The sequence below is a fragment of the Pseudomonas cichorii genome, assembly GCF_019719005.1.
Classification (GTDB): domain Bacteria; phylum Pseudomonadota; class Gammaproteobacteria; order Pseudomonadales; family Pseudomonadaceae; genus Aquipseudomonas; species Aquipseudomonas cichorii_E.
Genome location: NZ_JAIGPJ010000022.1, coordinates 25,050 through 41,316 on the forward strand (window position 1 = coordinate 25,050; position 16,267 = coordinate 41,316).

4 protein-coding genes are annotated in these 16,267 nt (G+C 60.8%); 3 read left to right on the top strand and 1 reads right to left on the bottom strand.

Going from position 1 to position 16,267, the window contains the following annotated elements; translation table 11 throughout:
- Complete coding sequence (locus tag K5D32_RS16345) at positions 1-13,605, top strand: non-ribosomal peptide synthetase (protein ID WP_221601054.1); 13,605 nt, start codon at positions 1-3, stop codon at positions 13,603-13,605.
- Positions 13,606-13,678: 73 nt separating this feature from the next.
- Positions 13,679-14,053 (top strand): cupin domain-containing protein, encoded by a 375-nt coding sequence (locus K5D32_RS16350; protein WP_221601056.1) that lies wholly within the window; start codon positions 13,679-13,681, stop codon positions 14,051-14,053.
- A gap of 47 nt (positions 14,054-14,100) precedes the next feature.
- Here the strand turns inward: K5D32_RS16350 and K5D32_RS16355 are convergent, their stop codons facing one another.
- Positions 14,101-15,126, bottom strand: a complete 1,026-nt coding sequence (locus K5D32_RS16355) for a hypothetical protein (protein WP_221576270.1) — start codon at positions 15,124-15,126, stop codon at positions 14,101-14,103.
- 344 nt (positions 15,127-15,470) lie between these two features.
- Here K5D32_RS16355 and K5D32_RS16360 point away from each other — a divergent pair, with 344 nt between their 5' ends.
- Positions 15,471-15,686: a hypothetical protein gene (locus tag K5D32_RS16360; protein WP_409372872.1), complete on the top strand. Its 216-nt coding sequence runs from the start codon at positions 15,471-15,473 to the stop codon at positions 15,684-15,686.
- Positions 15,687-16,267 lie beyond the last annotated feature (581 nt).

The following is a 16,267-nucleotide window of genomic DNA, read 5'->3' on the forward strand; positions in this document are numbered from 1 at the left end:
TTGAACGACCGTAACGAAAGCCTCGACCCGTTGAAACGCGCCGCCCTGCTGCGCCTGCTCCAGCAACGCGGTGCCAGCCGTACCGAAAAGGCACCCCAGGATGCAATCGAAGCGGCAGACCGCAGCACCGCGCTGCCCCTGTCGTTCGCCCAGCAGCGCCTGTGGTTCCTCGATCAACTCGATCACACCGCCAGCGCGGCCTATCACATGCCGGCGGCCTTGCGCCTGACCGGCACCCTGGACAGATCGGCGCTCAAGTCTGCCCTCGACCATCTGGTGGCGCGCCACGAAAGCCTGCGCACGACCTTTGAGCAGAAAGGCGAGCAGCCGGTGCAGGTCATCGCTGCTGCCGATAGCGGTTTTGAGCTGGTAGAGCAGGATTTGCGTGATCAGCTCGCGGAACAGGCACGCCTGAGCGCCACGCGCATCAGCGAGGCCGAGGCTGCGGAGCCTTTCGACCTGCTCAAGGGACCGCTGATTCGCGGTCGCCTGCTGCAAGTGACCGATGAAGAACACTTGCTGCTGATCACCCAGCACCACATCATTTCCGATGGCTGGTCCATCGAAGTGCTGGTCCGGGAGTTCTCGGCGCTTTATGAGGCCTTTGTCGGCAACCAGCCCAACCCTCTGCCGCCCTTGTCAATCCAGTATGCCGACTACGCGGCCTGGCAACGTCAACGCATGAATGGCGACCTCCAGGCGCAACATCTGGAGTTCTGGCGCAATCACCTGAGCGGCGCTCCCGCTCTGCTGACGGTGCCCACCGACCGGCCACGTCCGCCGGTACAGAGCCATGAAGGCAGTACCCTGAAGTTCAGTCTGCCCAAGGACCTGTCACGTGCAGTCGGTGCCTTTGCCCAATTGCGTGCCGCCACGCCCTTCATGACCCTGATGGCCGCCTGGGCCGTGCTGTTGACCCGTCTCAGCGGCCAGCAAGATGTAGTGATCGGTACCGTCGCCGCCAACCGTGACCGACAGGATGTACAAGGGCTGATCGGCTTCTTTGCCAACACCCTGGCGTTGCGCGTCCGTTTGCAGGCTGACCCGAGCCTGGATGAAGTCATGGCCCAGGTGCGCAACCTGATGCTGGAGTCGTCGAGCTATCAGGACACGCCATTCGATCTGGTGGTGGAAGCGCTCAAGCCACCGCGCAGTGCCAGCCACAGCCCGATCTTCCAGACCATGCTCTACACCAATGCCGGCAACGACTCGGAACAGCTGAGCCTGCCGGGCCTGACCCTGGAGTTCCTGTCCTCGCGCCAGGAAGACACCCAGCACGATCTGTCGCTGCACATCGATGAGGGCGGCGAGCAACTGGTGTGCAGCCTGTCCTATTCCACGGCGCTGTTCGACGCATCGACCATCGAACGGCTTTCACGGCGCTTCGAGCGGGTACTGCGCCACTTCACCGATGCCCCGCAGACCCGGGTCGGCGCAATGGACCTGGACCCCGATCTTGAACTGCCACAGGTGCAGCCTGCCCGCCACGACGCTCTGGAAACGCCACTGTCATATCATCAGGAACGTATCTGGTTCGTCGACACCTTTGAAACCGGCTACCTGTATGCCGCCAACCCGATCTACCACAATATCCCGCTGTTGCTGGAGCTTGACGGCGAGATCAATAACGCCGCCCTGCAAACGGCCCTCCATGGCCTGATGGCCCGCCATGAAATCCTCCGCTGCCGGGTCCTCAGCGATGGCGCCAGAGCCTGGCAGCGTTTTGAAACGAATGCCGCGTTGCCCCTGAACTGCCTGCAAGCCGCAACCGGTCAATGCACCGCCGTTGCACTGGAGGATTCGGCGCAGCCGCTGCATATGGACGGCGGCGGTCTGGTGCGGGCGACGCTGGTACAGGACGGCACTCAAAAAGCGGTGCTGGCCATTACGGTTCATCACTTGCTGGCCGACCGGGCTTCGATGCAGATCATCAAGCGCGACGTGCTGGAGCTTTATGACGCCGCCTGCTCGGAGCGCGAGCCGCAGCTTCCCGAATTGCCAGTGGCCTATCGCGATTTTGCCCAGTGGCAGCGCCAGTTGCCTGCGGCTACCCGTGAATCCCTGCGTTCGTTCTGGGCCTACCAGTTGCGCGGCAAGCTGCAACCCATGGAGCTGCCTCTCAACCGTCCTCGCGCAGCGGTTCATGTCTTTACACCAGCCACCCATGCCTTTGCGCTCACTGCAAAACAGGTCAAGGCGGTCGAGGCCGTTGCCCGCCGCGCTGGCGTTTCCAGCCAAAGCCTGGCCCTGAGTGCATTCACCGCCCTGCTGCGTCGCTATGCCGGGCACGACGAACTGGTGGTCGGCACCACTGCGACCTGCCGCGAAGACGCGGCCTTGCAGGATATCGTCGGTCCGGTCGGCAACCTGCTGGTGCTGCGCGGTGCCTGCGATGAAAACACCTCACTGCAAGGCTTGCTGAACCAGACCGCAACAAAACTGGCCCAGGCCCACAAACACCGTTACATGCAGTTCGACCAGCTGGTGCTGGCCATCAACCCCGACAAGGACATGAGCCGCACCGCTTTGTTCGATGTGCTGTTCAACTTCGAGCAGGCTCGCCAGACGCCTGATCAGGTTGCGGGCCTTGGGGTACGCACCCTGGAAACCAGCCTGGGCTACGGCAAGAACGACCTGCACCTGTTGATCGTCGCCAGCGAAGCGCAGTGGCAGGGTCATATGACCTATAACGCCGACTTCTTTGACCAGGATTTCATTGCGCAACTGATGCAGCACTTCGTCCGCCTGCTGGACGCCTTTGCAGGCGATACCGAACAGGTGGTGGATGACATCCCGCTGCTGGATGAACAGGAAAAGCTCGTCCAGGCCTTGCACTGGAACGATACCGAAGCTGCTTACCCGACGGATGCAACGCTGCATCAGATGTTCGAGGCACAGGTTCTCGCTACGCCGGAACACATTGCGGTCAACAGCGACGAAAGTCAGCTCACCTATAAAGCCCTCAATGAGCGGGCAAACCGTCTGGCCCATCGTTTGCGTGCCAGCGGGGTCGCACCCCAGGAGTTGATCGCCATTCTGCTGGACCGCTCGCTGGACATGATTGTCAGCACCCTGGCGGTGCTCAAGGCCGGTGCGGCCTATGTGCCCATAGATCCGGCATCGCCTGCCGATCGCATGGCCTACATCCTGAAAGACAGTGGCGTGCGCAAGATCATCGCCCGGCCAGAGACAGCCGCGTCGTTGGCGGACACGGACCTTGAGGTCTTCGATCCCGCATCGCAGGACAAAGAGCGCAGCACCGCCGCAAACCTGGACAACCTCACGGCGCCGGAACACTTGTGCTACGTGATCTACACCTCCGGCTCCACCGGCCAGCCCAAAGGCACCTTGCTGGAACACCGCAACGTGGTGCGCCTGCTGCACAACAGCCGCAGCCCTTTCAGCTTTGGCAGCGACGATGTCTGGACGCTGTTCCACTCCAACGCCTTCGATTTCTCGGTATGGGAAATGTTCGGTGCCTTGCTGCATGGCGGGCGTCTGGTACTGGTGCCGGAACCCGAGCGTCGTGATCCGGCGCTGTTCCTCGATTTCCTCGAACGCGAACAGGTCACGGTTCTCAACCAGACACCGTCAGCCTTCCTGCCCTTGAGTGAAGCAGCGCTAGGACACAAGGAAACCGCTCTGCGCGCCTTGAAATACGTGATCTTCGGCGGCGAAAGCCTGGAAGTGAACCGTCTGGCAGCGTTCCATGGCGCTTTCCCCGAGGTAGCGCTGGTCAATATGTACGGCATCACCGAAACTTGCGTGCATGTGACCTTCAAGCACATCAAGGACGAAGACATCAGCGTCGGTATTTCCAATGTGGGACGGCCGATCCCCACCACCGTGACTTACGTCATGGACAGCAAGCAGCGCCTGCTGCCGGTAGGCGTACCGGGTGAAATCTGCGTGGGCGGCCTGGGGGTCGGGCGCGGTTATCTGAACCGTCCGGAACTCACTGCCGAGCGCTTCATCGACGATCCTCTGCGTCCGGGCGAGCGCCTGTACCGTTCGGGCGACTTGGGCAAACTGCTGAGCAATGGCGAGATCGTGCACCTGGGACGCATGGACGCTCAGGTCAAGATTCGTGGCTTCCGTATCGAACTGGGCGAGATCGAGGCCAAACTGCTGGCCTGCGACGGCGTGCATGAAGTGCGCGTGCTGGCCCGCGACGATGCCCGTCAGGGCAAACGCCTGATCGCCTACCTGATTCCCGAGCCGGGTGCAGTGATTGAAGTGGCGGCCCTGCGCAAGCAACTGGGTGCGACCTTGCCGGACTACATGGTGCCCAGCGCCTTTGTCAGCCTGAATGCCTACCCACTGACCGCCAACGGCAAACTGGATCAGGACGCCCTGCCCGATGCGGGTGTGGACTCCATGTCCGAGCGCGGCTATGAAGCGCCGCAGGGCGCGACCGAACAGGCACTGTCGCAGATTTATCAGGAACTGCTGGGGGTTGAGCGCGTAGGTCGTCGCGACGGTTTCTTCGAGCTGGGCGGCCATTCGCTGTTGGCTGCACAACTGGTGTCCCGTGTTCGTCAGGTGCTGGGCGGCGAGCTGATGCTGCGTGAGCTGTTCAGCCACCCTACCGTCGAAGAACTGGCCAGGGTCATCGGCACGCTGGAACAGACCACCGTTGCGAACATCCAGCCCGTGGACCGTGAAGCCCCGCTGGTCCTGTCCTTTTCGCAACAGCGCCTGTGGTTCCTCGATCAACTGGACCCCAATGCCAGCATCGCTTACCACATGCCGGCGTCCCTGCTATTGCGCGGCGACCTGAACACTCAGGCCTTGAAAGCTGCACTGGATCATCTGGTGTCCCGTCACGAAGGGCTGCGCACCACTTTCAAGCGCATCGGTGAGCAGCCGGTTCAAGTGATTGCCTCGCCTGACAGCGGTTTCAGCCTGAGCGAGCACGATCTGCGCGCCCTGCCTTTCGAGGAAGCGCAATCCAGCGCGGCCCGTATCGCCCAGCGCGCAGCGGCAGCGCCTTTCGACCTGCAACAAGGCCCGCTGATTCGCGGCAGCCTGGTGCGTCTGGCCGATGACGAATACCGCTTGCACATCACCCAGCATCACATCATTTCCGATGGCTGGTCCGTGGGCGTGCTGGTCAGGGAGTTCGCCGAACTCTACGAAACCTTCGCACAAGGTAATACCCCATCGCTCAAACCACTGGCGATCCAGTACGCCGACTATGCCGCCTGGCAGCGTGAAACCCTTTCTGGCCCGCAACTGGCCAGCCAGCTTGAACAATGGCGCGAGCACCTCGGTGGCGCTCCAACCCTCTTGAACCTGCCTGCCGACCGACCAAGGCCTGCGCTGCAAAGCTATCGCGGTGCCGATGTACCACTGGCATTGAGCCCGCAACTGCTCGCCCAGGTGGAACGCTGCTGCAAACAACACGACGTCACACTGTTCATGGTCCTGCTCAGCGCCTGGTCGGTGCTGATGGCGCGGCTGAGCAACGAGCGCGATGTGGTGATCGGCGTGCCGACAGCCAACCGTGGCAATGCGCAGGTCGAATCCCTGATCGGCTTTTTCGTCAACACGCTGCCGGTACGGGTGCAATTGCAGGACAGTCCAAGCGTCGGGCAACTGCTGGCGCAGGTCCGGGACACGCTATTGGCGGTCCATGAACGTCAGGAGGTGCCTTTCGAGCATGTGATCGAAGCCTTGCAACCGCCTCGCTCCCTGAGCCATAACCCGTTGTGTCAGGTTGCTCTGTCCCTGAACAACACCCCGGACGATGGCCCGCTGAACCTGCCAGGCCTGACGCTTACAGCATTGAATCAGGCTCAGGAAACCTCGCAGTTCGACCTGATGCTGTCTCTGGCAGAAAACACCGGGGAACTGGGCGGTGCCATTCAGTACGCCACCGACCTGTTCGACCGCGCAACCGTAGAGCGCTTCGCGCAATCCTTCCAGGTGTTGCTGGAAGCCTTTGTCCGTGACAGCGAACAGCCGGTCATGGCCTTGCCGCTGCTGACGCCTGCCCAGCGAGAGGCGCATCCGTCACTGCGCCCTCCTGTGGCGAGCTTCAACACGCCAGCCCTGATTCATCAGCGCTTCGAGCAAATGGCGGAACAACAGCCGCACGCCATTGCACTGCAATTCGCCGAACGTCAGGTCAGTTATCAGGAGCTCAACCGTCGGGCCAACCGCATCGCCGGGCAATTGCTGGAGCTGAACGTCAAACCCGACGATCGGGTCGGCATTCTCGCCGAACGTGGCGTCGACATGCTGTGCGCCATTCTCGGTGTGCTGAAAGCCGGCGCGGCCTATGTGCCGCTGGACCCGGCCTATCCTCAGGCACGCCTGAATTATCTGCTGGAAGACAGCCAGCCAGTGGCCCTGCTGGCCCAGCCCGCCAGCCTGGATGCCTTGGGCGCTCGTCCCGAGATTGCGCTGATCGAGCTCAACCCGCAAACCAGTCCCGGAACGGCCACGGACGCCACCCTGGATCGCAACCCGACGCCGAACCTTGGTTCGCAGCACCTCGCTTACGTGATTTACACCTCCGGTTCTACCGGGCTGCCCAAAGGCGTGCTGGTGGAACACGGCAATGTGGCGCGGCTGTTCGACGCCACGCAAGCCAGCTTCAGTTTTGGCAGCGGCGATGTCTGGACGCTGTTCCACTCATTCGCCTTCGACTTCTCGGTCTGGGAAATCTGGGGTGCCCTGGTCTACGGCGGCAAACTGGTGATCGTGCCCCCCGAACTGGCACGCTCGCCGGACGACTTCCATGCACTGGTCTGCCGTGAGCAGGTCACGGTGCTGAACCAGACGCCGAGCGCTTTCCGCCAGTTCATCGAAGCAGCCGGACGCAGTAGTGAAGCCCACAGCCTCAAGGAAGTGATTTTCGGTGGTGAAGCCCTGGATGTTCGCACTCTGCGCCCCTGGGTCCAGAACACGCCGCTGAACCGTACCCGGTTGGTGAACATGTACGGGATTACCGAAATCACTGTGCACGCCACCTTTCATGCCGTCAGCCAGGCTGAAATCGATGCAGGCGACAACGGCCTGATCGGCGAACCGCTGCAGGACCTGTGCCTGCGCATTCTGGATGCCTTCGGGCAGCCGGTGCCGGTCGGGGTTGAAGGCGAAATCTACATTGGTGGCGCAGGTGTCGCTCGCCATTACCTGAACCGCCCTGAACTCAATGCCGAGCGTTTCATCGCCGATCCGTTTTCCGCCAGCCCCCATGCACGCCTCTACCGTACCGGTGACGTGGCGCGTTACCGGGCCGATGGCCAGGTCGTTTACGTAGGCCGCAACGACTCACAGATCAAGATTCGTGGTTTCCGTATCGAACTGGGCGAGATCGAAGCCCGCCTGCAAGCCTGCGACGGCGTGCGTGAGGCGGTAGTGATCGTGCGTGAAGATGCGCCCGGTGATAAACGTCTGGTGGCTTACCTGATCGCCCATGAACAGGCGACGCTGGATTCGTCGGCCCTGCGCTCGCAACTGGCCCGCACCCTGGCCGAGCATATGATCCCGAGCGCGTTCATGCCCTTGTCGGCCTGGCCACTGACCACCAACGGCAAGCTGGATCGCAACGCCCTGCCCGCGCCGGATCGCACTGCCACGGCCACCCGCGAGTACGAAGCACCCGAAGGCGCGCTGGAAATTGCCCTGGCTTCGGCCTGGCAGGAACTGCTGGGGATCGAACGAGTGGGTCGCGAAGATCACTTCTTCGAGCTGGGCGGACATTCGTTCCTGGTGATCAGCCTGATCGAGCGCCTGCGCCAGAGCGGAATCGTGCTGGATGTGCGCAGCGTCTTTGCGGCACCGACACTCAAGGCCATGGCTGCGGTGCTGTCCACCGATACCGGGACTGTCAGCGCTTCTATCCCGCCCAACCTCATTCCTGACGGCTGCACGGAGATCACTCCAGACATGCTGCCGCTGGTCACGCTCACCCAGGCGGAGATCGAACAGATTGTCGCCGACGTGCCAGGCGGTGCCGGCAATGTCCAGGACATCTACCCGCTGTCGTCGCTGCAGGAAGGGATTCTCTTCCACCACCTGTTGCAGAACCAGGGCGATGCCTACCTGATGCGCACCGTGGTGAAATTCGATCAACGCGAGCGTCTGGACGAGTTTCTGGCGGCGCTGCAAAGTGTGATCGATCGTCATGACATCCTGCGCACGGCCCTGCGCTGGTCCGGCCTGCCGAAACCGGTGCAGATCGTGCAGCGCCAGGCAACGCTGCCGGTGAATGAGCTCGACAGCAGCCAGGCTGCCGATCCGCTGCAAATGCTCCATGAGCACACCGACACCCAGACCCTGAGTCTGGATCTGCAACAGGCGCCGCTGATCGCGGCCTACATGACCTGGGACAGAACCCGTGAGCAATGGCTGCTGGCCCTGCTGGATCACCATCTGATCAGCGATAACGTGACCCTGCGCCTGATTATGTCGGAGATCTACGCCATCCTGCATGGCGAAGGTCACAGCCTGCCGCCGTCCCATCCTTACCGGAACTTCATTGCCAAGGCGGCCATGGTTTCCCAGGAAGAGCACGAAGCCTATTTCCGCAAACTGTTGGGCGACGTGGACGAAACCACCGCGCCCTATGGCGTGCTGGATGTTCAGAGCAGTGGTGCCGGCAATACCAAGGCCATCCGCTACCTGAGCGATGAGGTCAGCGCCGCCGTTCACCGCGTGGCCAAAATACGTGGCGTACCCAATTCCGTACTGTTCCATGCGGCCTGGGGGCTGGTGGTCGCGGCCACCAGCGGGCGCGACGATGCGGTATTCGGCACGGTGTTGTCGGGCCGCTCTCAGGGTGCCAGCGGTGCCGATCAGGCACTGGGCATGTTCATCAACACCCTGCCGATGCGCATTCGTCTGGAACAAAGAAGCGTCAGCGACATCGTCCAGGATGCCTATCAGCAATTGAGCGAACTGTTGACCCATGAACAGGCTTCACTGGCCCTGGCCCAGCGTTGCAGTGCAGTCGATGCTTCGATGCCGTTGTTCACGGTCATCCTCAACTGCCGTCATGGCGAGATGATCACCGCCGATGGCAGCAATATCGCGGAATTCGACAAGTGGGACGGTATCCAGTTCGAGGCGTCGGAAACCCACACCAACTACCCGATCGAAATTGCCGTGGCGACTGAAAACGGTGCGATCTCGCTGACCTCCCAGACAGTGGTCGGCATCGACCCGCAACGGATTGCCGATTATCTGGCCCAGGCAGTGACCGTACTGGTGGAAGCGCTGGAACATACACCGCAACGTCTGGCCGATACCCTCGACATTCTGCCCGAGCCAGAACGCCAACTGGTACTGAACGGTTTCAACCGGACCGCCAGCGATTTCGGTGCGCCTCAGCCCTTGCAGACGCTGTTCGAGAAACAGGTTCAGGTCCAACCGGATGCAATCGCGCTGGTCCACGAGCAACAGCAGCTCACCTATAACCAACTCAACCGTCGGGCCAACCAGCTTGCACAGCGCCTGCTATCCCACGGCATTGAGCCGGAACAGCGAGTCGCCATCTGCGCAGAACGCGGCATCGAAATGATCGTGGCCCTGCTCGCCGTGCTCAAGGCTGGCGGCGCTTATGTGCCCATCGACCCCGATCACCCGACCGACCGTATTGCCTTTATTCTCAAGGACAGTAACGCTCAGGCTCTGCTCTGCCAGCAGGCTCTGGTCCCTCACCTGCCTGCCGAACCCAACCATCCGATGCTGATCCTGCTCGACGAGCATGACCTTGCGTCCGTCGATAACGACCCGCAGTACGACCGGAACATCGACCCTGCTGCCATCGGCCTGAGCGCCGAGAACCTGGCTTATGTGATCTACACCTCCGGCTCCACCGGGCAGTCAAAGGGCGTGATGGTCGAGCACCGTTCGGTGTTCAACTTCAGCCACGTCATGGCGCGCACTACCCACGCCCATTGCCCGCCACAGGCCAATGTGGCGCTCAATGCCGGTTTCTATTTCGACATGTCCATCAAGGGCATCGCCCAGCTGTTCTTCGGTCATCGCCTGATCATCATCCCGCCGTTGATCCGCGCCAGTGGCCATGAACTGCTGGATTTCCTCGAGAAACATCAGGTCCATGCCTTCGATTCCACGCCCTCGCAACTGGATACGTTGCTAGCCGCTGGCTTGCTGGAACGTCGCAGCTACCAGCCGATCAGCGTCCTGCTGGGTGGTGAAGCCCTGAATGCCGCAACCTGGGACAAGCTGCGCCAGAGCCGGAACATTCACTTCTACAATATGTACGGCCCGACCGAATGCACAGTGGATGCGTCCCTCGGACTGATCAGCGAACTGGGCGACCGCCCGAGCATCGGCAAGCCGCTGTCCAACATGCAGGTGCTGGTGCTCGACAAGCGTGGCCAGCCAGTGCCGGTGGGCGTGACCGGCGAGCTGCATATCGGCGGCGCCGGTGTGGCACGCGGTTATCTGAACAATCCGCAAATGACCGCCGAGCGTTTCTTCAGCAACCCGTTCTCCAGAGAGCAGCAGGCTCGCTTGTACAAGACCGGTGACCTGGGTCGCTGGAAGGCCGATGGCAGCCTGGAATACGCCGGGCGCAACGACTTCCAGGTCAAGATTCGCGGCTTCCGTATCGAACTGGGCGAGATCGAAAGCGCGCTGCTGGCTTCTCCAGCGGTACGTGAAGCGGTGGTGATTGCTCGTGAGGACAATCCGGGCGAAGCCAGCAGCAGCCGGTTGGTGGCTTATGTCTGTGGCGAACCCACCTCTGCCGAAGAACTGCGCGCCTTGCTGCTCAAGCGCTTGCCGGAATACATGGTGCCCAGCGCCTTCGTGCAACTGGACGCCATGCCACTGACCGCCAACGGCAAGCTCGACCGTCGTGCCCTGCCCGCTCCAGGTCAGGAATCGCTGGCCAGCCGTGCCTATGAGGCACCACGAGGCGAGGTGGAAGAAGCCATTGCCAAAATCTGGCAGGACTTGCTGCATGTGGAGCGAGTCGGCCGCAATGACGGCTTCCTGGAACTGGGTGGCCACTCCTTGCTGGCAGTGCAACTGCTCTCCAGGCTGCGCCGCAAGCTCGGCACCCGGCTGACCTTGCGTGAGCTGTTCGACGCTCCGACTGTGCGCGGTCTTGCAGCACGAGTGGAGTCAGCATCATCCGAACAGAGCCAGACCATCCCGCTGGCCAACCGCAAGGAAAAGCTTGCCCTGTCGTTCTCGCAACAACGGTTGTGGTTCCTGGATCATCTGGACCCGGCAGCCGGTGCCGCCTACCACCTGCCCGTGGCCCTGCGCCTGAGTGGACAACTGAACCCCGATGCCTTGCAGGCCGCCCTTGACCGTCTGGTGGCCCGCCATGAAAACCTGCGGACTTCGTTTGCACTGGTCGATGGCCAGCCGGAACAGAAAATCGCACCTGCGGACCGTGGCTTTTCGCTGACGCGGCACGACCTGCGCTCGTTGTCGGCCACAGAGCGTCAACAGGCCATCGAGCAACTGGGCGAAACCAATGCCAGTACCCTGTTCGACCTGAGCAACGGCCCACTGCTGAGGGGTTGTCTGGTACAGGCTGACGATAACGAGCATGTGCTGTTCATCACCTTGCACCACATCATCTCGGACGGCTGGTCCAACAGCGTTCTGGCCCACGAGATCAGCGTGCTTTACAGCGCCTTCAGCCAGGGCCAGAAAGACCCGCTGCCAGCCTTGCCGCTGCAATATGCAGATTACGCCGTCTGGCAACGGCAGTGGTTGCAGGGTGCAGCCCTGCAAGCCCAGACCGACTTCTGGCACAAGCATCTGCACGGCGCGCCAGCCTTGCTGAACCTGCCACTCGACCGGCCTCGTCCGGCGGTGCAGAGCTATGCCGGCGGTATCATTGACTTCGCCTTGCCCGACGGGCTGAGCGAGCAGTTGCGTGCCTTCAGCCAGGCACAGGGCACTACCCTGTTCATGACCCTGCTCGCTGGCTGGTCGACCCTGATGACTCACTTGAGCGGTCAGGACGACGTGGTGGTCGGCACACCGGTTGCCAACCGCCAGCGTACCGAGCTGGAACCCCTGATCGGGTTCTTCGCCAACACCCTGGCCTTGCGGGTCAAGGCCGAGCGTGAGACGAGTGTTTCCCGGTTGCTGGTCGGTATCAGGGACCTGACCCTGGCCGCCTTCAACCATCAGGACCTGCCTTTCGAGCAAGTGGTCAGCGCGTTGCAGCCAACCCGAAGCATGAGCCATAGCCCGTTGTTCCAGGTGATGCTCAGCCTCAACAACACACCGCCAGCACCGCTGACGTTGCCGGGCCTTGAGATCGAGTCGCTGGAAAGTGCTCACCACACCACCCAGTTCGACCTGTCACTGTCGCTTACCGAGGACCAGGGCACCTTGTACGGCAGCATGCAGTACGCCAGCGACCTGTTCGATACCGCGACGGTGCAGAACATTCTCGATCTGTTCACCCTGAACCTGGAGCATCTGATCGCTGATGCCAGGCAGCCGGTCGGCAAGCTGCTGGAGCAATTGCCAGCGCTGGAGCGTGCCGAGTACGCGCCGCATCTGCCGGCCTCGGCACTGGATGTACAGGAAACAGAAGCCTTGCCTTATGAAGCCCCTCAAGGCGATACGGAACAGGCCATTGCACGCATCTGGCAGGAGCTGTTCAAGACCGAGCAGATCAGTCGTCATGATGATTTCTTCAAACTGGGCGGCATCTCGCTAATGGCCGTGCAAATGACCTCAAGGCTGCGCAAGGTGCTGGGCAAGGCCATCGCGGTTCGCGATCTGTTTGTCGAGCCCACCGTGGCCGGTTTCGCCCGGACGCTGGACCAGAAGGCGGGTCAGGCAGCACAGAGCAATCTGGTGCCGATCCGTCGCAGCGGCAACCAGCGTCCATTGTTCCTCGTCCACCCCCTGGGCGGCGAAGTGCAATACGCAAGGGATCTGGCACCGGAGTTGAATGTGGACGTGCCGGTCTACGGGCTGGCGGCCAGTGGCTTCGCAACCGGGGAAAAGACCCCGAACACGATCCAGGCCCTTGCCGCCAGCTACCTGACAGCCATTCGCGCCGTGCAGCCCAAGGGGCCTTACCGGATTGCAGGCTGGTCCGCTGGCGGTCTGATCGCCCACGAAATGGCGCATCAGGCCATTGCCGCAGGCGAAACCGTCGAGTTTTTGGGGATTATCGACACCTCGGTCCACAAGACAGCGCCGGCCGCGCAGCCCATCAGCGAAACGCAGTTCCTGCTGGAATGGCTGCCCGACAGGATCAAGCCGGCCATCAGAAGCGAACTGGATGCCCATGCAACTGCCAACCGGATCGAGCAGATGCTTGCGCTGTGCCTGACCAATGATCTGCTGCCGCAGGAGCTGGGCAAAGACATCGACGCTCAGTCATTGCGCACTCACCTGAAGGTGGCCCATGCCATTCGTCAGGCGGTCGATGCCTATGTCAGCCCTGTCACGGCAGTAGACGTCTCGCTGTTTACCGCCAGGGATCAGGAACGTGTCGATGCGGCTCTGGGCTGGAGCGAGTTGCAGGGCGACCGTGTGCAGATCACTCCGCTGCGCGGCGAGCACAACACGCTGGTGACGGCGCCCTACGTCAGGGCACTGGGCGAGGCCATCACTCTGGCCTTGAAGCGTCTATAACTTCCAGCAGCACCGGCGGCCTGGCGCAACAAACGCCAGGCCGCCATTCTCTGGATTGAAGCGAGGGTTTTCTGTGAATGGAGTATCTGCAACGGCCATCAACTTTGCCGACAAATTTTCCCTGTTTTCGGAGCAATGGACACCCAAGGTCATCGCGCAGATGAACGACTACCAGTTCAAGCTGGTAAAGGTCGAAGGCGAGTTTATCTGGCATAGCCATGCCGATACGGATGAAGTCTTTATCGTCATTGAAGGCGAGCTGGACATTCACCTGCGTGATGGCAAGGTCACTCTGGGAGCGGGAGAAATGTATGTGGTCGGCAAAGGTGTCGAGCACAAGCCTTGTGCGACGCGGGAAGCCAGGATTCTGCTGGTCGAGCCCCGTGGCGTCATCAATACCGGCGAGCATACGGGAGAGATGACGGCCGAGAACGATCGCTGGATCTGAGTGTGCTCCCGCACACTGCGCGGGAGCCTTCAACCTGAAACTCCGGCTCAGGAAACCACCGCCTTGACGGGCGGCTGGGTACGACGTCCCAATACACCGGCACCTGCGGCCACCAGACCGGAAATCACCAGAGTGATCAGCAGAATCCAGGCAGCCTGGGAAATCCGCTTGGCAGCCACTTCGGCAGTTTCACGGGCTTTCTGTTCGGCCTGAGCCTTCAATTCCTCATACTTGGCATAAGCCTCGCGATAGCTGGCCTGAGCCTGATCGACGATCTGGTTGGCCTCTTCATCGGTCTTGTTGCCACGGGCCTTGATCAGATTGACCATGGCCTGACGGTCGGCTGCATCCCAGACCTGATCACCCTTCTCCTTGATGCGATCCATCAGGCTACCCAGTTGCTCATCGGCCTGCTGAGGATTCTGCGCACCTTGTCGGGCAGTATTCTGCGCGTCCTGCTGAGCGGACTCGGCCTCCTGGCGGACATTGTCCGGGTTCAGTTCCGGCTTGCCGGTCTGGCGCATGGCCGTTTCGATTTCACCCTGGATATCGTTGAGGTTGAAATCGATACCTTGCGCACGCAATTGCTCCTGAATCTTGCCGCCCAGCGCAGGCGCGACCTGAGCAATGCCGCTACCCAGTGCCGACATGCCACTGCCAGCCAGATTCAGCCCCCCGCGCACCACGCCCGTGACAGCGCTGGAAACCAGATAGACCGTGATCAGTGAAACGCTGGCCCAGACCAGCAAGCCATGGAACGCGCCTTCACGCTGAGCCAGTCGTCCTGCCGCCCAACCGCCGACGAACAGCGAGATCATGGAGCTGGCGACCAGCCAGATACCGGCACCGGTGCCGATCCCGGACATGGGACTGGCCTCCTCGATCGGATCGATGCTGGCACTGCCGATAGCCGTGCCCAGCAGGTTCAGGAGCAATGAAACAACCATGGCCAGCACGACACCGGCCAGTATCGCACTCCAGGAAATACGCTTGAGCACTGGCGCAATGGTATGAGCATCCTGATGGACATAGGCGGGATCAGCGCCCGGAGTAATACGGTCATCGCGAATCATGGTGGTAGTCCTTGAAGTCAGTGGCAGAACACGCAAGAAGTCTGCGCTTAGTTCAGTGACCTGAAGGCGAGCCAGGAAGTTTAATACTTCCGTCGAATAATCCATAAATAAGCAAATACATTACAACGGGTGTTTCATATAAGCGCAGCGAGACGGCTCATTAATATTACAACCTGTGCTTATTCGTTATTAACGTACTCCGCAGCCGTACCTTTTCTAACAATATTGTAATAATCAGCTCACCTTCCCGTTAGCATCCGCACCGTATCATCACCCTCATGTCCTCAGGAGCGATTGCACGCTGCTCAGGTATCAGTCATCAAGCCATGCAGAGGGTCATGATCATGAAGTTGCTAAAGTCGATGGTTTTTGCAGCCGTTGCACTGTCCACTACTGCTGCTTTCGCTAAAGACGGAAGTGAACGTGCAAGCCCGGCCGCTCTGAAAATGCGCCTCGCTCAGGAGGTCCGTTTCATCGAACAGAATCGCGGTGAAACCTCACGACTGGTCAGCGCTGACGAGAAACCTCACGACGACCGGATGAAGAAGTCGGAAGGCTGAAAACGCAACTTTCAAAATTCGCCTTTATAGCCTTACAGCTCCTTTGGTAAAGGTGAATCTTCAAGCGTCCTCAGGGACGCTTTTTTTGCTCCGCTTTACGGTAAGCGAACTCATTCGATGCGGTATTGCAACGATAAACATGTATTGGATGCACCGATTTTTTTCGCGAATAAATTCGCTACAACAATAATGGTGTGGACTCTCACTAACATCCCTCTTCCCGATACAGGCCCCGCACGCTTGAAACCGTGCCATTCGGTCCTGGCCGCCAATAAATGCGCGCAACGATGTTGCACACGAAACGATCCTCGCTACGCGTTGCTCCATACTCACCCTCGACCTCATACCACGTAGGCTCAAACCCTTGGGCCTTGAGTTGTTCAATGAGCTGCCATGTCTCAGTGCCGACAGGAAAGCGGGCACGGACACGAGTATCGAACTCTGCGGAAGCGGCTTTCCACTGGGTCGGCAAGCCTTCGGTCAGAGACGATGGCGATCTTGCCGTTATCCAGAGAAATACAAGGATTGCGCCAACCGTGATTCCCGCTGCAAACAGGCCAACGCTTGTGCCGAACGGTTTA